This window comes from Bacillus stercoris (assembly GCF_029772985.1).
Lineage (GTDB): Bacteria > Bacillota > Bacilli > Bacillales > Bacillaceae > Bacillus > Bacillus stercoris.
Genome location: NZ_CP121861.1, coordinates 3,648,999 through 3,668,346 on the forward strand (window position 1 = coordinate 3,648,999; position 19,348 = coordinate 3,668,346).

Annotated in this window: 13 protein-coding genes; 1 reads left to right on the top strand and 12 read right to left on the bottom strand. The window is 44.6% G+C overall.

Annotated elements, in window-relative coordinates; all coding sequences use genetic code 11:
* Nucleotides 1-12 precede the first annotated feature (12 nt).
* From QA442_RS18920 to pcrB, 10 genes are all read right to left on the bottom strand, one after another.
* On the bottom strand, nt 13-867 hold the full coding sequence (locus QA442_RS18920) for a 3-hydroxyacyl-CoA dehydrogenase family protein (RefSeq protein ID WP_095432133.1): 855 nt from the start codon (nt 865-867) through the stop codon (nt 13-15).
* Between the two features lies 1 nt (nt 868).
* Nucleotides 869-1,570: a thioesterase II family protein gene (locus tag QA442_RS18925; RefSeq protein WP_014663082.1), complete on the bottom strand. Its 702-nt coding sequence runs from the start codon at nt 1,568-1,570 to the stop codon at nt 869-871.
* Nucleotides 1,567-2,550, bottom strand: a complete 984-nt coding sequence (locus tag QA442_RS18930; RefSeq protein ID WP_071581605.1) for a cysteine peptidase family C39 domain-containing protein — start codon at nt 2,548-2,550, stop codon at nt 1,567-1,569. Before QA442_RS18930 ends, QA442_RS18925 begins: the two co-directional genes overlap by 4 nt.
* Nucleotides 2,540-4,045 (bottom strand): serine hydrolase domain-containing protein, encoded by a 1,506-nt coding sequence (locus tag QA442_RS18935; RefSeq protein ID WP_071581606.1) that lies wholly within the window; start codon nt 4,043-4,045, stop codon nt 2,540-2,542. The genes QA442_RS18930 and QA442_RS18935 overlap by 11 nt, the downstream gene beginning before the upstream one ends.
* Nucleotides 4,042-8,538: a non-ribosomal peptide synthetase gene (locus QA442_RS18940; RefSeq protein WP_095432132.1), complete on the bottom strand. Its 4,497-nt coding sequence runs from the start codon at nt 8,536-8,538 to the stop codon at nt 4,042-4,044. The genes QA442_RS18935 and QA442_RS18940 overlap by 4 nt, the downstream gene beginning before the upstream one ends.
* Nucleotides 8,539-8,619: 81 nt before the next feature.
* Nucleotides 8,620-9,813 carry an MFS transporter gene (locus tag QA442_RS18945; protein WP_095432131.1) on the bottom strand — a complete coding sequence of 398 codons (1,194 nt, stop codon included), beginning with the start codon at nt 9,811-9,813 and terminating at the stop codon, nt 8,620-8,622.
* A gap of 125 nt (nt 9,814-9,938) precedes the next feature.
* Nucleotides 9,939-11,129, bottom strand: coding sequence for a CamS family sex pheromone protein (locus QA442_RS18950; protein ID WP_014663077.1), 1,191 nt, complete (start codon nt 11,127-11,129; stop codon nt 9,939-9,941).
* A gap of 15 nt (nt 11,130-11,144) precedes the next feature.
* Nucleotides 11,145-13,151 (bottom strand): NAD-dependent DNA ligase LigA, encoded by a 2,007-nt coding sequence (gene ligA, locus QA442_RS18955; protein ID WP_071581608.1) that lies wholly within the window; start codon nt 13,149-13,151, stop codon nt 11,145-11,147.
* 23 nt (nt 13,152-13,174) lie between these two features.
* Nucleotides 13,175-15,394, bottom strand: coding sequence for a DNA helicase PcrA (pcrA, locus tag QA442_RS18960; protein WP_095432130.1), 2,220 nt, complete (start codon nt 15,392-15,394; stop codon nt 13,175-13,177).
* Nucleotides 15,395-15,455: 61 nt separating this feature from the next.
* The gene (gene pcrB, locus QA442_RS18965) at nt 15,456-16,142 is read right to left on the bottom strand and encodes a heptaprenylglyceryl phosphate synthase (protein WP_095432129.1); all 687 of its coding nucleotides are present in this window, start codon (nt 16,140-16,142) and stop codon (nt 15,456-15,458) included.
* 264 nt (nt 16,143-16,406) lie between these two features.
* Between pcrB and QA442_RS18970 the strand changes: the two genes are divergently transcribed.
* Nucleotides 16,407-17,984, top strand: a complete 1,578-nt coding sequence (locus tag QA442_RS18970; protein ID WP_279473357.1) for an FMN-binding glutamate synthase family protein — start codon at nt 16,407-16,409, stop codon at nt 17,982-17,984.
* 38 nt (nt 17,985-18,022) lie between these two features.
* Here QA442_RS18970 and QA442_RS18975 read toward each other — a convergent pair whose 3' ends face one another.
* Nucleotides 18,023-18,337, bottom strand: coding sequence for a YerC/YecD family TrpR-related protein (locus QA442_RS18975; protein ID WP_003219429.1), 315 nt, complete (start codon nt 18,335-18,337; stop codon nt 18,023-18,025).
* A gap of 2 nt (nt 18,338-18,339) precedes the next feature.
* Nucleotides 18,340-19,335, bottom strand: a complete 996-nt coding sequence (locus QA442_RS18980) for a DUF3048 domain-containing protein (protein ID WP_095432128.1) — start codon at nt 19,333-19,335, stop codon at nt 18,340-18,342.
* Nucleotides 19,336-19,348: the final 13 nt, after the last annotated feature.

The window sequence follows — 19,348 nt, forward strand, 5'->3', positions numbered from 1 at the left end:
CCTGCCCCTCCTTTAACTGTATTGAAAGAATCCTTGTCCTGACTTTCTCCCTAACTTTCCTGCGTCTACCATTTTCACGAGCAGCGGACACGGCCTGAACTTTGAATCTTTGTAGCTTTCATATAGAACCAGCAAGGAGTTAAGGATTGTATCGAGACCTATTAAATCCGCAGTCGCGAGCGGACCCATTTTATGCCCGAACCCGCCGCGGAAAATTTTATCCACATTGGCTGGTGTCGCCACTTGATCTTGTACCGTCCAAATGCTTTCATTAATGGTCAGCATTAACACACGATTTGACACAAAGCCAGGCAAATCATGAACGACGACGGGGTTTTTGTCGAAAGATTTCAAAAACTCGATGGTTGCATTGACAGTCTCGTCAGAGGTGGCATCGCCCCGTATCACCTCTACAAGTTCTTTCAGAGGAACAGGATTCATAAAATGTGCTCCGATTACCTTTTCCGGACGATGCATCAGTGAACCGACCTTCGTAATTGAGATGCAGCTTGTATTGACAAGGTAGACGGCATCCTCTCGGCAGATATCCTTTAATTGTAAATATACTTGTTTTTTGATCTCCCAATCTTCTGTTACGTTTTCAATGATGATATCAGCCGGCTCCACATTGTGCGGCTCAGTTGTGAATTGAATGTTAGCAAGCACATCTTCCAATGACATGCTGAATTTTTCTTTCCGCATCAGTTGAACAAACCTGAATGTCTTTTTAATGTTTTCCTCTGCGGCTTTCAGTTTTTCATCACTGATATCCAGCAAAATCACTTGATACCCATTCGCAGATAAATCAAGAGCCATATCGGCCCCCATGACGCCTCCTCCGATAACACCGGCAGTTCTGAAATCCATTTCATACCACTCCTGTCTGATTCAAAATATGATTGATTTTAGCTGTCACTTCTTCTGTCTTCTGATTAATGAAAAAATGATCTCCTTCAAATTCGTAAAATCTGCATGTCTGATCGGTGTACTGACTCCAATCAGATAAATCAAACAGCACTGACGGCAGATCACGTTTGCCGTAAAAAACCGAAATATCGCAGGATAATGGAGCAACTGCTGTATTCCTGTATGTTTCCAGCAACTCAAAGTCAGCTCTTAAAATAGGAAGGAAAAAGTCAAGCACCTGCTCATTTTTGCTGAATTCTTCCGGTACACCCCCCATCTCAATAATCGCTTGTTTTAAAGCGGAATTTGAAAGCTGATGAAGCACTTTCTTTTCCGGGATATGAGGCGGGAAACGCCCGGAAAAAAACATATGGATCGGCTGTTTATTTTCCATGGTTAATTTCCTTTGCAATTCGTATGCAAGCAGCGATCCCATGCTGTGCCCAAAAATGGCATAATCCGAATCACCCAAATGAGATTTTGCTTGCATAAACAGATCTTCCGTCACGGATTCTGCACGATTGAGCAATGGCTCAGACATTCTCGTTCCATGTCCCGGAAGCTCTAGGGCCACCAGTTCAACTGACGCATCAAGAAACCTTTTCCATCCGCTGAAGATGGTGCTCGAACCCCCGGCATACGGCAGACAGAATAATTTGATCATTTGACCCTCTCCTCTTTTCCTATATCCTTCAGGCATTCAATATGGGCTGCTTCAAGCTCCAGCACTTTTTTCAGTGAATCTTTGATCCGCTCTTCATAACCAGAAGAAGATCCCCCCGAAAAATAAAGCTTAGCCGCAAGATGCCGCGCTGCTTCCCACTCATCAATAATGTCAGATGTCACAGCGGCAAGCTGTTGAAAATCCGGAAGAAATGCGAGGCGGTATTGCTCTGTTTTTTTCACATTTAAAATCCCATTAAATGAATGAAGGAGCTTTTCGCTGTCTCTTATGCTGTGAAATTGCTCAGTAAACCGGCTGAAGGACGCCAAACCGGATAACATCCGATCTACATGCCCGGTGATGTTATGAGCAAAGAAGGCAGCCGCATCCTTGAAAATGCTTTGCCCTGAGCGGTCCCTGCCCGGATCATAAGAAAAGGAGGCATATGAATGAAAAGCGGCAGGAGGCTGAAAATAACTGTGAAATCCTTGATAGGCTTTGGCCAAATGCTGATATGAAATATTTCTGGCTTCATATGACAAGTTATCGGGATAACGGTTTTCAATGGCAAGAACAGACTGATCTACGTCATGAAAGCCATAAATCAGTATGCTGTTCCGGTTATGCTTAGACATATATTCCTGTCTATAAGGCTGCGCATATGTATCCAACCAAATGATGACGGGTTTATGTTTAAGAACATCGCGTTTCACATCAGCTATGAGACTGCTGCTGACCGATTGCTTATCCGCGATGATTCCCTGCTGATTCATGACATACTCAGGATCATAAACTTCTGTCCGATCAACCATTGGATAACCATCCTCATCCAATTGATACGAATACATGTCATTTAAAAGATAAGGATAGATTTCTTGCTGAAACGAGCGAACCACGGAAAAATAACAGTTAAAAAAACAGCTGCGATAAAATAGGTCGTTAAACGGCTGAATACCAAGGATGGATGTTTCACATTTCATGCGTCTCACTCCTTCTTGCGGCACGGTGATTGAAAAAACAAGCGGTTAAACCGAATAGACAGGAGGCAAGGAGCAGCAAACCATAAACCGCCGCCAAATAACGAAGAGATCCGGGCCCCCAAATAAATATCATGCTCCAAGGCAAGCCATTAAAGGCAAAGACTGAAATAAGCTTCGGCACCACTATTCCGGCTGCCAGCAACCCTCCCCAAAGCAGCGCCTTTATTCTTGTTCGCTGCTGAACGGGAACATTTTTCGATTTAACGTTTTTTAGAAAAATATAAACCCTCCACACCAGAACAATAAGCAATAAACTGAATAAAACCAGCAAGGCAGCCGCAGCTTTATCAATGACCTGAAACGGATCAGTGACAGAACCGTCCTGCTTTTGGTTTTGATCGGCAATCACTTGTAAAACAGAACGAGCAATTTTCTCAGGGTACGCGCTGTTCATATTGGCCAAAACCCCTACAGCCGCATTATCGTCAGGGCTGATGATAATAAACGAAGAAAAGTTCGGGTTGGAGCCGGCATGGAACAATTCTTTGACCCTGCCCTTTTTTTCAAAAATTGACCATCCCGCACCGTAATACACGCCAGGCTCGTCCGTTTTTACGCTTTTATCAGGCAGGTGGCTTTGCTCAATCAAACGGCTTATATCACCGTCACTGTGATTCAGCTGAGATCGAAGCCATTTGGATACATCCTCTGCGTTCGTGATAATATATCCGGCAGGCGTGTTTCCCCGATACTCAGGCGCGTCATAGGCTCTCGCCTTTAAAAATCCAATTTTAAAACCTGATGATACATCGCCGTCATCACCAGCGTGCCGCCCAGCATACGTGTTTGACATATCTAACTGCTTAAAAACGTGCTCAGCCATATATTGCTCGTACGGCTGGCCTGATGCCTGTTCAATGATATATCCCAGTACATCATAATTGATTGTGGCATATTCAAATGTGCTTCCCGGCTTATGACTAAGTTCAACTCCCTTTAGCCCCTTCGCCGTTTTTTCCAAAGCATCTTCCTTAGAATCAATCTTGATATCCGCTATTGATAAAAATGGAATTCCGCTTGTATGATGCAGCAGCTGATGAACTGTGATATCTGTTTTCTTTCCGTTGTAAACTGCATAAAATCCGCTGATATACCGGCTGACAGGGTCATTTAGACTGATTGCCCCCGAATGGACAAGCTTAAGTACCCCCAGTGCAGTAAATGCTTTAGAGGTTGAGCCCAACTCAAACAATGTCGAGGCGGTTACAGGGCGGCTATGCCTGTCGCCGGCATAACCAAACCCCTTTTCGTAAACCGCAGCATTTCCTTTTACCACTGTCACTGAGATCCCCGGTATTCCGCTTTCCTTCATTTGCTTTTCGATCAGAGCGTCAATGCGCTTATCAACTGGCGTCTGAGCGCTTGCGTGTCCGCCGCTCCAGATTTGAACCGACAAGATACAAAGACAGAAAACCAGCCATACGTTTCTCATCATTTGAACAAGGAATCCAATTCTTCAATAGATAATGAGGCGGTTTCGAAATCTGATGGCGTATATTCGACAGACTCTTGTTTACAGCAATGTTCAGTCAGCTCTTCCAGCTGTACAGAAAATTCATCTAAAAGCTGTTCCATATCCTCTGTCTGATAAAGATTGCTGCAGATTAAATCCAACGTTAGCTGTCCGCCATAGATTCCCGCTGTCAAATCAAGACTGACCGTCAGATCATTTTCAGGCGATGACTCAGCGCCTGAATTTAAATAAGTCATGCGGTATTCTGATTTATCTGCTAAAAAACGGTCAACTTCTCCTAGATAATTAAAGCGCAGCTCAGGCTTCTTGTGATCCGGCATTCGTTTATTCAAATAGGTGAGAGCGCCGTAGCCAATCCCCTTATTGGGGATATTGCGCAGGTTTTCTTTCACTGAACGGATTTGCGCTGGCAGATCAGCCTCTGCCTGAAATACTGCGGGATACATTGCTGTAAACCACCCGAACGTCCTTGAAAAATCTAAGTCTTCCTTTAATGGCTCTCTTCCATGACCTTCTAACTCCAAAGAAATAACCTCTTTGCCTGTGCAATGATGGCAAGCCCGGATTAACGCAGTGATAATCAAATCATTTGTTTGGGTTTGATATGCCTCATTTGCTTCACTGAGCAGTTTTTGGGTCATCTGGCTTGTCAAAACCCGTTTCAGTTTTATGCTATTTTCAACTTTGGAATTTTCCGAACAAATCCCATAGAGCGGCTCAATTTTTTTCACTTTTTCATTCCAATAACTGCATTCTTCCTCCGCTTCACGTGAATAAGCGTATTCATGGATCGAATGTGAATATTCCTGATAAGAATGTGTCTTTAAAGGGAGTCTCTTCTCTTCCTTCTTATCTAATGAATCTAAAAGAGCAAGAAAATCATCAATCAGGATTTGCCATGATACACCGTCCGCGATTAAGTGGTGGGCTGTGAATAATAAATGCGTTTTTTCGTTTGCTTTGATCATGCCGGTTTTAAAAAGCACTCCATTGTATAAGTCCGTGCTTTTTCTCATTTCCTGCCCGATTACCGCTATTTGTTTGGTTTGCTCTTCCTCGGAAAAAGTAGACAGATCCCAGTATTCAATATAAGGTTCGATATCTGTATTATGATAGACCAAGGTATTCGTCTCTTTTTCTACATTCATTCGCAAGCTGTCATGATGATTGATTAAAAGAGACAGAACCGTCTTAACGTCTTCAAGGTGAATCTCTTTTTCAGCAGTTAGCATTACCGATTGATGCCAGAAATGAGCGCACTTTAAATCCAAGGACCAGAACCATTGGGTAATCGGTGTGCCCATCACTCTGCCTTCAGCCTGTTGTTGAGAAATTGCAGGCGATTGTTTGCTGGTCACAGCACTGACAAGTTCTCTAAATACGGGATATGTCATAATATCCTGAGTCTTGATAAAAAGACCTTTTTCTTTCATTTTCGAAACGAATTGAATGGCTTTGATAGAATCTCCGCCAAGCTGATAAAAATGGTCCTCTGGGCAAATGTCTGTCTGGCCGAGAATCTCCTTCGCGGTTTCTAAAAGAACCGCCTCAGCTTCTTTCTGCTCTTCATTTAACAATCCGTAATCTGTCTGCTCTTGATAAAGTAAAGGATCAGGGAGCGCTTCTTTGTCTGTTTTTCCATTTTGCGTAAGCGGAATATGATCCATCTTGATAAAGTAGGCCGGGACCATAAAAACGGGCAGTTTGCCAGAAAGCTTTTTCCTAAGCTCCAGCACTGGCACAGGTGCAGAGCTCACTACATATGCCGCCAATTGCTTTCCGCCCTGTGAATCATCAAAATCAATGACAACCGCTTCTTCTATTTCCGCGAGAGAAAGCAGGGCTAATTCAATTTCTCCCAGTTCTATACGGTAGCCTCTTAATTTGATTTGATGGTCTTTACGCCCTGCATATTCAAGCAATCCACTATTCGTTCTTTTCGCCAGATCTCCTGTCTTATACATTTTTCTGCCCTTTATGAAAGGGTTATCCAGAAAACGCTCGGTTTGCAAATCCGGACGCTTCCAATATCCTCTGGCGACATTATCGCCTGATATATACATTTCGCCTTGAGTTCCCGGCAATACCGGCTGTAGCTGTTCATCTAATAAATAAATTTCAGTATTCTGCAGCGGAACCCCAATTGGAACCGAGGCTTGCTGATCCTGTTCTCGGTCATACTTGTGGATCATACACCCAACGGTCGCTTCTGTCGGCCCGTATTCATTAAAGATCTCGATGCGGTGATCCGATGCTTCTGTTATTTGGCGTGCTAAAGAAACAGACAGCTGCTCACCGCCAACAATCATTCTTTTAATAGAGGAATCTTTTAAGTTTGCATCTTTTAGCAACGCTAAATGCGCTGGTGTCAGCTTGATGACAGCTGTTTTCTTTTCTTTTACGATTTGATGAAGTATAAATTCCGGGATATCTTCTTGTCTGTAAATGACAATCTTATTTCCTGTCACTAATGGGGTGTAAATGGATGTAACGGTTAAATCGAAAGCTATGGATGAGTACAGCGCAAAGCTGTCCTCTTGGGAAGAAGTATAATTCTGAGAGGCTGATGTTATGTAGTTCACAAGGCTTTGATGTTCGATCATCACGCCTTTCGGCTGCCCTGTTGATCCAGAAGTGTAAATCATGTATGCGATGTCGGAAGGATCGTTCCTGATGTCTAACTGTCCCGTATCTAAATCGTTGAACATGGTGCAGTCAATACTGATTTTTTTCACGTGCCTTGGCAAACGGCAGTCTATTTTAAAAAGAGGGTCTGTAATCAAAAACGCCGCTTCACTATTTTCTAAAATATACTTGATTCGTTCCGCGGGATATTCGGGGTCGATCGGCACATAAGCGCCGCCTGCTTTTAAAATGCCCAGTAAAACAGCAATCAACTCCGGTGAGTGTTTCATGCTCACGGCAACAAAATCACCGCGGCTTATTCCTTTATGTATTAGGCAGCGGGCAATTTGGTTGGAGCGTTCATCCAGTTCCTGATAAGTAACATGTCTGCCCCCATCCTCTATCGCTGTCCGAAACGGATGCTGTGAGACTGTTGCTTGAATTAATTGATTGATTGTCTGTTCTTTCGAATAGTCGGCCTGCGTCTGATTCCACTTAAATATCTCGTCCCTTTTTTCTTGTTTAGTTAATATAGACAAATGTCTGAATTGAACGGCTGGGTCCTCGATAAGCAATAAAATCAGGCGAAGTAAACGGTCTTTCAATTGCTGAATTTCCGTTTCGCTGTAATCCGCTACCTTGTAGTCGAACTGCAATTCGATTGCCCCGCCTTCGTCCCATTCTTTAACTGCAATTTGAAGGGAATAAGGCTGTGATCCGTTATATAATTCATCATATTCGACATGGCATCCATCTATATCAGAAGCAAGGTCGGTGTTGTATGAATTGATATACATTTGGAAGAGCTGGTCATATCCCTGTTTTGCCAGCTGTAATTCCTTTATCAGTTCGTCATAGGGGTACCGTTGGTGGAGAAAGTATTTCATATAGTCTGAATTGACTTCTTGTAAAAAATCTGAGAAACGCTGGTCAAGGTCTGTTTTCTTTCTGAACGGCATCGTACTGACAGTCATCCCCGCCGTGCTTTTTTCCTTCTTTCCAGACCTGTTTAGCACCGGCGTGCCGATTATCAAATCAGTCTCTCCCGTTGCTTTGCTTACATACCAAAACAGCGATGCGGTAAACAATGCGTTTAACGAAGAGCCTTGCTTTTGAATAAATTCATAAACAGCAGCAGAATGTTCTTGGTCTAGTTTAAATCGTTTGCGTTTACCAGCAATGTTCGCTGAACTTTTTGACAAGAAGCTGTCCGGCAAATGAGAAAATTCTTCTTTCCAAAATGCGGCATCTTTTTGATATCGTGGCGAAGAAAGGTATTTTTTCTCTTTTTCTATGAGAATTGAATAGTCATCAGCGGCTTCTTCAGGCAGTTCTCCTTTTGCCAGAAGAATGTACAGATCCTTAATCTTATCAATGATGATTTTCATAGACCAGCCGTCAGCAACAATGTGATGGCATTTTATTAAATACCCGCATGTTGCTTCATCTGTTTGGAAAACATAAAATTGAACAAGCGCGCCATCAAACAAAGAGAAAGGGATTTTAAATTCCCGTTCGGCCCAATCTAGCATTCTTTCATATGGATGGTCGGTTGAAGTGAAATCGACTGATGGCACATGGGCCTGCACTTTTTCGTCTATGTATTGAAGAACTGATCCTTCCTGCTTTACGAGCCGTATTCTGAGGGATTCTGTCTGTCTGATGCAATGCTGAATGGCTTTTTTTAATGTCTCAAGATGAAGTTTTCCATTGATTTGGATAAGGCCGCCAATATGATTAATAGCTGTTTCGGGGTATAAATTTTCGATATTTAAAACTCTTTTTTGATGATGAGAAAGAGGAAATAAATTCAAGTTACCACTCAACATTTCCACCTCTTTACAAATAGTATTTTACATCACCAATTTAATCACATAACAAATAATTTGTAAATATTTATAAAAGATTGTCTATATTTGTTCATTTTTTAGTTTTAAAGATAAAAGCGCTGAAACAGTAAAAATAATAAAATTTAAGAAAAATACATATTGGACACCCAGCCAATCAGTAAGACTGCTCATAATTAAGATCGATGCACCGTATACAAATGTACTTATTGTATGCTGAGCCGACAGTATTTTCGGAAGCAAAGTTTCATTTATGCTCTCCTGCACATAGGTTCTGATCGCAATTCCCCGGAGCTGAAATGAAGGTCCTAAAATAAAGACAAAAAGCAGCGATACCAACGCATACTTATTAAGCGCAAGGCATAGTGTGCAAGCGCCGATGGCAAGTGATGTCCATAAAATCATCGAGAACAGTTTTCCATTCATTATTTTTGAAAGTTTCCAAACGATTAAACCGCCTGTAATGGTGCCGGCGAAATAGCTTGCGTTAATAAACCCCCACCATGTTTCGCTTTTATGCAGCACTTCATCGACATAAACAAGGATAATGGCTCCTGTCCAAATACTTCTGCCGAACATGGATAATAGCTCAAGAACAGTCAGCATTCTGATAACAGGCATGCGATAAATTGCTTTCCACCCGGAAGAAATTTTATCCATAAAGGACTCGGTTTCTTCCTTTTCTGCATCTCCTTTTCCCGCATCCTTGACAAAAAATAAAGAGACTGTAGAGGTGCCATAAAGTGCAAAAGTCAACAATAGCAGCAATTGCGGCCCGAGCCATTTGATCAAAATACCGCCGAGCATCCATCCAAGCAGGAGCACGATTTGGTCAGAGGTCAGCACCAAGCTGTTTGCTTTCAACAACATGGATTTTGGAACAAAGCGGGGAATCATTGAATTTCTGACTGGAATCGTTCCTCCGTCTAACAGCGACATTAAAAATACGATAAAGAAAAAAATAAAAATAGATTTAAAATCTATCATAAATATAAGAAGCAACAAAGATAACAGAATGGTTTGCGTTAACTGTAAAAAAATCAAAATGTGCTTTAGTCTGTATTTATGAATGAAAACCGGTATAAATACTGCGCTTAATGACTGACCCACGAACTGCATCATGGCTACCAGCGATGCCAAGAAGGCCGAGTCTGTGACTTGATACGTAAATAGAGTCAGTACCAGCACGTATAAAGAATCTCCTAAATTGGCAATTGACTGGCCCGCCCATATAAAATAAAAGGATTTATTTTTCATAATTTCAACCCTTTTCTATTTTTAGAACATCATAACATAAATAAACACCCTCTCCAATGCTACTTAGCCTTCAAAAAAAACGCAAAAAACCCCTGCGCCGCAGCGGCACAAGGGGTCATCCAATATTAGTCATAAATGTGAACAGTCGGCTCTTTATCTCCGGCATTGCGGATAATGACCGCTTCTTGTCCGTCTGAGGACGTGATATTGACTTCGACATCAATTGAGCCTTTAGAGTAGTAGTCCATCACTTCACCCGTTAGGAACTGGGTAAACGCGACAACTTCACTTTTTCCGTAGAATTGCATTGGTATGTCAATCTTTATTTTCTTCATTTCATCATTATCATACAGCGCTGTACCGACAACGCCTGTATAGTTCGGGAAATATTCTTCAATTGAATTTTTGAACCGCTTAAAGACCTCGGTGTCATCCGGGTACTTTTCTGCTGTGGTTGTATCCGCTGGATAGAATACGTATTTTTCATTGATGTCATCCCAATTTGAGATATCAGTAGAGCCTGCTTTGACCTCTGTTTTGGCGATGAAGTTCCCCGGCACAATCGATGTTTTCGACGCCTGCTTGTAGAGTGCGACTGTAATTGGCACATTCTTCAAGTTATCTTTTTTACGGAGGCGGTTAATAACCTCCTGTGCGATTTTTTCTCCTTGCTGGCGGAGCGTGCTGTCCTTAATCTCCACTTCTTTTTGCGGGTCGCCCGTTTTTTCACGATAGTAATACACTGAGTTTAACGCCAGTCCGATCATGACGCCGCCAAGCTGGATAGAATTCTTGTCTTTTCTGACTAAATAATCGTGCTCAAGCATGGATGCTAAATAAATCGGGCTGCTTTCGTTCTTTTCTTCTGTTGAACCAGAACTCGGGAGCGCCGGGTTCAAGCCTTCATTTTTGAAGTTCTTATCTTCTTTTTCGGCTTTTTTCAAATCAGAGCCCGTTTTTTTCCGGGCCAGCCAGCTTAATACTGTATCCTCATCTAAATATTGTCCTTCCTGGAACAGATAATCGTCAGTCGAGAAAGAATCTTGGGCAAGACGCATCAGCCCTGTTTCAAACTCGTCAATGTCCAGTCTCGTGTTCAGCTGTTCCGTTGTTAAGCCGCGCGCTTTGCCTGCCTTAAACGGCAGCACCATTTTGTAATAGGAGTCAGAGATATTATATTTCGGGACAATCGCTTTTTCTGACGATTTCGCCGTCTTTTGCGTAATCTCTTCCTCCTTCTCCCCCCCAAAACCTGACGAGCAGGCAGACAGCATTAATACTGCCGCCGTTGCCGCCAATGCCAACGTCTTTTTCAATAGAAAACACTCCTCTTATTTCTTTAGCTCTTCCATTAACTGTTCTTCATTCCACACTTCAATGTTCAGCTCTTGTGCTTTTGTCAGCTTGCTTCCCGCCGCTTCTCCGGCGATGACCAAGTCTGTGTTTTTGCTGACGCTTCCCGTCAGTTTTCCGCCCAGCGCTTCGATTTGCGCTTTGGCTTCGTTTCTTGACAGTTCTTCCAGCTTTCCTGTCAGAACAATTGTTTTACCGGCAAAGTAAGAATCACTGTCCTCTGCCTTTACTTTTTTCGGGCCTTTGTAAAGCGTGTTTACGCCCAGCTCCTGAAGTTCATTCAAGAGTTCAAGCATTTCTTCTTTATGAAAATAGGTGATGACCGCGTCAGCCATTTTTTCACCGATTTCATCAACCGCGAGAAGTTCGTCTTTAGAGGCTTTTTTCAGGTTCTCCAAGCTTTCAAACTGCATGGCGAGCGTCTTTGCAGCCTTTGATCCGATAAAGCGGATGCCAAGCCCAAACAGCAGGCGCTCTAACGAATTTTCTTTTGATTTTTGGATGGAGCTGATCAGGTTTTCAGTGGACTTTTCACCCATGCGTTCGAGCTGGATGACTTGTTCCTTCGTCAGCTTATATAAATCTGCCACATTGCGGACAAGGTTTTCCTCAAACAGCTGTGTGATCACTCGTTCGCCGAGCCCGTCAATGTTCATGGCATTGCGGGAAACGAAATGGATCAGCCCTTCCCGGATTTGCGCCGGACATTCAGGGTTAATGCAGCGAAGCGCCACTTCTCCTTCGATCCGGACGAGCTCACTGCCGCATTCAGGACATTCCGTCGGCATGCTGAATTCCTTTTCTTCTCCTGTGCGCTGTTCAACGAGGACATTCACGACTTCCGGGATGATATCGCCCGCTTTTTTGACAACAACCTTATCCAAAATCCGAATGTCCTTCTCTTTAATTAAATCTTCGTTATGAAGGGATGCTCTTGAGACCGTTGTGCCGGCAACTTTTACCGGCTCAAGAATCGCGGTCGGCGTGATCACACCCGTTCTGCCGACATTTAATTCGATATCGAGAAGCTTCGTCACGACCTCTTCAGCAGGAAACTTATACGCGATGGCCCAGCGCGGGCTTTTCGCCGTAAAACCGAGCTCCTCCTGCTGATCGAGAGAATCGACTTTAATGACAATGCCGTCTATTTCGTACGGCAGGTCAGCGCGCTTCGCCTGAAGCTCATCGATCAGCGTAATGACTTCTTCTATGTCGCCGCATTTTTTTCGTTCCTGATTCGTTTTAAATCCGAGTTCGTCGAGAAAATCAAGCCCTTGGCTTTGCGTCTCCACACCCATCTCGTCAAGCTCCGCTATACTGTAGACGAAGATATCAAGGTTTCGTTTCGCTGCAATTTTCGGATCGAGCTGTCTAAGTGATCCTGCCGCGGCATTTCGCGGATTAGCGAACGGTTCTTCTTCATTTTTAATTCGTTCTTCATTGAGTGCTTCAAACGAACGCTTCGGCATATACGCCTCGCCGCGCACTTCGATCGACAGCTCACGGTTCATTTTGAGTGGGATATTGCGAATCGTCTTCAGATTCTCAGTAATATCCTCTCCCGTCGTTCCGTCACCTCGTGTGGCTCCTCTGACAAAATAGCCGTCTTCATAACGGAGAGAAACAGCAAGACCGTCTATTTTCAGCTCCACATTATACGCCACATCGTCACCGACGGCTTGGCGCACACGGCGGTCGAAATCACGGAGATCATCAGCATTAAAGGCGTTGCCCAGACTGAGCATCGGTGTGCCGTGGGTGACCTTTTGAAACGCTTCAAGCACGGCTCCGCCGACGCGCTGCGTAGGAGAGTCAGGCGTTCTGAGGTCTGGATGCTCCTCCTCGATCGCAATCAGCTCCTGCATCAATCTGTCGTATTCGGCATCAGGGACGCTCGGTTCATCTAGGGTGTAATATTCATAGCTATACTTGTTGATGGTGCGGCGCAGTTCGTCTGCCCGCTGCTTGGCTGTTTCTTTGTCCATCTGCTTCTTCCTTTCCTCTTCAATTACTGCTTTTCAATAGGAGCAAATGCTGCTAACAGGCGTTTCACGCCGACAGGACTCGGGAAGGCAATATCGAGCTCCGTCCCTTCTCCTTCGCCTTTCACACTGACGACAGTTCCTGTTCCCCATTTTTTATGGCCCGCCTTATCTCCGACTGCCCAGTTCAAGGTGTCGCCGCCTGTTTTGCTGGCGTAGGATACCGGACGTGAAACAGGGCCGCGTCTCGGCTGCATTTTTCTCGCAGACGGCGCTCTCGTTTCTTTTTTCTCATTTAGGTTTTCCAATAAATCATCCGGTATTTCAGCAATAAAGCGAGATTCCGGGTTCATATTCGTTCGGCCAAACAAGGTGCGCATTTTGGCGTTGGTCAGATAGAGCTCCTGCTCCGCCCTTGTAATCCCAACGTAAGCAAGGCGGCGTTCTTCTTCCATTTCCACTTCCTCCATTAATGAACGGCTGTGCGGGAAGACGCCTTCTTCAAGCCCCATCAAGAAAACAACCGGGAACTCCAGCCCTTTTGCGGCGTGCAGTGTCATCAAGGTGATTGCATCCTTGCCGCCTGACTCTTCCTCCTTCTGGTCGAGCTGATCGATATCTGCAATCAGCGCCAAGTCTGTCAGGAACGCAACGAGTGTCTTGTCCTCACTTTTCTGTTCAAAGTTTTTCGTAACAGACAGGAACTCGTCGATGTTTTCTAAACGGCTTTGGGCTTCGATCGATTTCTCAGCCTTCAGCATTTCTCTGTATTCGGTCTTATCAAGAATTTCTTCTGTCAGCTCTGTAATGGATAAGTAATCCTGCATATTGGTCAGGTTCTCAATCATCTGTCTGAAGCCGTCAAGCGCGTTGGCTGCTTTGGCACTGACGCCGATAAAATCAACCTGCTGAATCGCTTGGAAAAATGACAAACCGTTTATGGCCGCATACGAAGCGATTTTCTCAAGTGATGTCGCGCCAACTCCGCGCTTTGGCACATTGACAATGCGCGTGAAACTGATATCGTCATCCGGATTGGATACGAGGCGCAGGTACGCAAGAATGTCTTTAATTTCTTTTCTGTCATAGAACTTTGTGCCGCCGACAATGTTATAGTTCAAGCCCGCTTTGAGAAGCGTTTCCTCAATCACACGGGACTGCGCGTTTGTCCGGTATAAAATGGCGATATCCGACAGCTTCCGCTTGCCTGAACTGTGAAGCTGATGAATTTTGCCGGCCACAAACTGTCCTTCACCGAACTCATTATCACCGCGATAATAAGAAATCTTGATGCCTTCATCGTTTTCCGTCCACAAATTTTTCGGTTTGCGGTTAGAGTTATTTTTGATGACCTCGTTAGCCGCGCGCAAAATCCGTTTCGTTGAACGATAGTTTTGTTCTAGCAAAATCACGCTTGCATTCGGATAATCTTTTTCAAATGAAAGAATGTTGGTGATATCCGCGCCGCGCCACCTGTAGATCGACTGATCAGAGTCCCCGACAACGCAAAGGTTCTGGAAACGCTCGGCAAGCTGCTTAACGAGCATGTATTGCGCCCTGTTCGTATCCTGATACTCATCAACGTGGATGTACTGGAATTTGCGCTGATAAAATTCAAGCACTTCAGGCACTCTGTCAAACAGTTTAATCGTCGTCATAATTAAATCGTCGAAATCGAGCGACTGGTTTTTCAAAAGCTTCTTCTGATAATCAGCATATACGTCGCTGACCACCTGATCGTAGTAGCCGCCGGCAACCTTAGAGAATTCCTCCGGTTCGGTTAATTCGTTTTTCGCACTGCTGATCGTGCCAAGGATGCTTCTCGGGTCAAACTTCTTCGGATCAAGATTGCGCTCCTTCAAAATCCCTTTGATTACTGAAAGCTGGTCCGCCGTATCAAGGATGGAGAAATTTCGGTTAATCCCAATCCGGTCGATATCTCTGCGCAAGATCCGCACGCACATGCTGTGGAATGTGGAAATCCAGATATCGTCCGCTCCGGGCCCGAGGATGCTTTCCACACGTTCTTTCATTTCGCGTGCCGCTTTATTGGTAAATGTGATCGCCAGAATGTTCCACGGCGCCACATGTTTTTCTGCCATTAAATAAGCAATTCTGTGTGTCAGGACACGCGTCTTTCCGCTTCCCGCTCCCGCCATCAGCAAAAGAGGCCCGTCCGTTGTTTTGACTGCTTCCTGCTGAACGGGATTTAAACCGCTTAGTAATTGATTGCTAATATAATTCAAAATTTGTTCACCCGCCTATACAAAACATATGTTCTATCATAAACCAAATCCGTACAATTTACTACTCGCCTTTCACAGCCGCTACTGTTTTCAAAGCCTTGTCGAAATCTTCATACACCGCATTGCCTACAACGATCACGTCCGCATGCTCTGCATACTGTTTGGCCGTTTCTGCATCCTTGATGCCGCCGCCATAAAACAAGGTGGACGTTTCCAATACAGCCTTCGTTTTCTTGACAGCTTCTATGTCTCCAAGCATGCCGCTGTATTCTAAATAAAAAATCGGCAGCTGCAGCAGCTCTGACACACGCGCATAAGCGACAATATCTTCAGTACTCATTTCGGCATCCGCTTCAGTCAGTGCCGCCGCTTTGCAATCTGGATTTGCGATGCAGTAGCCTTCCGCCACGATTTCTTCCATAGACATCAGTTCTCCATATTCCTTCATGGCTTTCTGGTGCATTCCGACAATCCAATCCGTGTTTTTGCTGTTTAATACACTCGGAATAAAATATAAGTCAAAGCCTGGAACGATCGCTTCAATTGCCGACACCTCAAGAACACACGGCACCAAAAACCGTCTGACCTTAGACATCATCCGCAGGACATTATCCTCTGTCACACCATCGCTTCCTCCGATAATGACCGCATCCGTTCCTGATTCGCAAAGGATCTCCAGCTGTTCGTCAGGCAAATCTTTATTTGGATCGAGTTTAAAGACATGCTTCCACTCTGTTACATCGTACACGTCATATGTTCCTCCATTCGTTTGTTACCATTTAAACATTATAACAAATTCACATAGCGCGGAAAAACGGAAAAAGCCGTTAATCTCGTTATTCACTGAAAAAGGTGTTTTGATTCTTTTTTCATAAAAAAGAGAGCAGGCGGACGTACCTGCGCAGTGAGTCTTATTTCTGCAAAAGCGCACATTTTTCACCAGATTCCCTCTCCTATTGTTTGGAAAGTGTTCAACTGTGGAAATGGTTACATAAAAAAGGGAGGCTGAGAGATGGAAACCATTATTATTGCACTCATCGCATTTATCATTGGGATCATCGCTATCCCGATCGTCTTGTTTGCCTGGATCTACATAAAGGATGAAAAACAGCAGGAGCACTCAATTCTTCGCAACTACCCCGTCATCGGAAGGTTTCGGTATATCCTTGAAAAAATCGGGCCGGAGCTCAGACAGTATTTATATAGCAATGACAATGAAGAGCAGCCTTTTTCACGAAAGGAATATGAGCAAACGGTTATCTCTGGCAAATACAAAAGCAGAATGATGGGCTTTGGATCTGTAAGAGATTTTGATAAACCCGGCTATTATATCCGTAACGCTATGTTTCCAAAACAAAGGGAAGAAATGCACGTAAATCAAACGCCAAAAATTGAAACCCAAATCTATAAAATGGATGCAAACAATCTCTTCAAACGCAAGGAACACGCCGAACGCATCAAGGCAGATCCGTATTTTCTTCATCCTGATGATGTGCAGGTGATTGGCGAGCATACATGCGAGAAGCCATTTCACGTCAAGGGATTAGTCGGCCAGTCTGCAATGAGCTACGGCTCCCTCGGAGAACGGGCAATTACGGCGCTCTCAAAAGGGCTCCATCAGGCAGGCGGCACTTGGATGAATACAGGTGAGGGAGGATTGTCTGAGTATCACTTAAAGGGCGGCGCCGATATCATTTGCCAAATCGGACCGGGCCTATTCGGTGTGCGCAAAAGAAATGGGGAATTTTCGTGGGAGGAATTTAAAAGAAAAAGCAGAATTGACCAGATTAAAGCGTTTGAGCTAAAGCTGGCACAAGGAGCAAAAACCCGGGGCGGCCACGTGGACGGCGCCAAAGTATCAGAGGAAGTGGCAGACATTCGGAATGTCGAACCAGGAAAGTCGATTGACAGCCCGAACCGCTTTTATGAATTCTCAAACCCTCCTGAAATGCTCGACTTTATTGAAAAACTTAGGGATGTCGGGCAAAAGCCAGTCGGCATCAAACTGGTCGCAGGGCATCCTGAAGAATTGCATGAGCTTTTCTCCTATATGCAGAAAAGCGGAAAGCATCCGGATTTTATCACGATCGACGGAAGTGAAGGCGGTACCGGAGCTTCCTTTTACGAGCTCGCGGATACAGTCGGCCTTCCGATTATGACAGCACTGCCTATTGTTGACACGCTTCTTAGACAGTACGGGTTGCGCAGACAGCTGAAAATCTTTGCTTCCGGAAAGCTCCTGACTCCTGATAAAATCGCGGTCGCCTTAGCTCTCGGCGCTGACTTTGTCAACATCGCACGCGGCATGATGTTTTCGGTTGGCTGCATCCGTGCTCTCGTCTGCCACAACAACACCTGTCCAGCAGGCGTGGCGACGACAGATCCAAAATTGCAAAAAGCATTGATCATTGAGGAAAAACAGCACCGTGTCTGCAACTATGTTATTTCACTGCGCGAGGGGCTGTTTAACCTTGCAGCCGCAGCAGGAATCAATTCGCCGGTTCACTTTTCCAAGGAGCATGTTGTCTATCGAAAAGAGGATGGCAGCATTGTCGATATCGACAACCTGATCCATCAATTTGTTTCATAAAGAAACCGCCCTTGCCAAACGGCAGGGCGGTTTCTTTGTTATTTAGAAGAAGACTCAGTTTCCGTCTCCTTCACACGGTCAAGCGCCATTTCATAAGCGTCATTTCCGTAATTTAAGCAGCGTTTCACACGGGAAATCGTAGCCGTGGAAGCGCCTGTTTCTGTTTCAATCTTATGATACGTGTTTCCTTCGCGAAGCATGCGCGCCACTTCAAGGCGCTGAGCCAGCGATTGAATTTCGTTAATTGTGCATAGATCATCGAAGAATCGGTAACATTCCTCCAGGTCTTTCAGCGATAAGATCGAGTTAAATAACTGGTCCAGCTCTTTGCCGCGTAATTTATCGATTTGCATCGTTACACACCTTCTCCTTTACTAATGGAAGCCGCATCAAGATCAGGTACGATATTGATCCAAGTCTTTCCTGGCACAAACGGAAGCCACTTGCCGGCTTTTATCGGCACAATTCTGCCATTCACTTGTTTCCAGTCTGTTTCAATGACGTTTCCGTGCTGAAACAACAGACCTTTCCCCCCTGATTCCAAGTCGATGTCCCGCCTTCCATCTTGATCAATAATATGATGGCTGGCTTCAACAATGAAAATATTTTGCATTGCAACCGGCTTTCCGGTTTCCCGGTCTGTCGTTATGACACCATCAGAGCTTCTTGTATAAGATTCAGCTTTTTTATCATAGTTGTATTCGACAAGATTTGTAACGTTTTTTGTTCCATAATCTACCCGAACATTGTAAGATTCATTTGCAGGTTTTGCTTCTGATGTTTGAAACAGCAGCGGATTTGTTTCCCGCTTCAGCTCATATCCCTTTTGTTCCGCCGCCTTTTTTATGTAATCATAAGACGTGTAGGAATTATGGGGCGGTTTGCTGAAATCAGCTCTCCAAAATAAGCTTCCGTCAAAATCCAATCCGTTTATATAATCGGCAGCTCCGGATTCTAGCTGCTCTTTGGCGCCGGGACTCCAGCCGTGATGGACAAATATGCTGTCAAAGCCATTGCTGAGAGTGACGAAATATTCCCGAGCGCTCCGCACAGGTCCGACAGTTTCAGGCATCTGGCTTTGGAAAATAGCCAGAAATCGTGTGATCTGCCCTTCTGCAAGCGCTTCTATGACAATGTCGGCTTTAGACAGTCCAGACTGCGGCCTCGCCTTCGGATGATTGTTCACCACAACAGCAACAGGCCGGCGTTCAGTCACCTTCTGTTCAATCTCCAGTCCAGTCAAAGGAGCTTTCGGCTTCTTTGCGGAATCCGGGACAGCGTCCTTCTGCTGGCAGGATACAAGCAGAAAAAACACGAAACACAGCACGCAAACTGTCATCCATTTTTTCATATGTCGGCTCCCC

Bases quoted from the DNA above. Each gene is read 5' to 3' on its own strand.
- ligA (WP_071581608.1), bottom strand. From the start codon at position 13,151: ATGGACAAAGAAACAGCCAAGCAGCGGGCAGACGAACTGCGCCGCACC.
- QA442_RS18935 (WP_071581606.1), bottom strand. From the start codon at position 4,045: ATGATGAGAAACGTATGGCTGGTTTTCTGTCTTTGTATCTTGTCGGTT.
- QA442_RS18930 (WP_071581605.1), bottom strand. From the start codon at position 2,550: ATGAAATGTGAAACATCCATCCTTGGTATTCAGCCGTTTAACGACCTA.
- QA442_RS18925 (WP_014663082.1), bottom strand. From the start codon at position 1,570: ATGATCAAATTATTCTGTCTGCCGTATGCCGGGGGTTCGAGCACCATC.
- QA442_RS18975 (WP_003219429.1), bottom strand. From the start codon at position 18,337: ATGCAAATCGATAAATTACGCGGCAAAGAGCTGGACCAGTTATTTAAC.
- QA442_RS18945 (WP_095432131.1), bottom strand. From the start codon at position 9,813: ATGAAAAATAAATCCTTTTATTTTATATGGGCGGGCCAGTCAATTGCC.
- QA442_RS18920 (WP_095432133.1), bottom strand. From the start codon at position 867: ATGGATTTCAGAACTGCCGGTGTTATCGGAGGAGGCGTCATGGGGGCC.
- QA442_RS18980 (WP_095432128.1), bottom strand. From the start codon at position 19,335: ATGAAAAAATGGATGACAGTTTGCGTGCTGTGTTTCGTGTTTTTTCTG.
- QA442_RS18940 (WP_095432132.1), bottom strand. From the start codon at position 8,538: ATGTTGAGTGGTAACTTGAATTTATTTCCTCTTTCTCATCATCAAAAA.
- QA442_RS18970 (WP_279473357.1), top strand. From the start codon at position 16,407: ATGGAAACCATTATTATTGCACTCATCGCATTTATCATTGGGATCATC.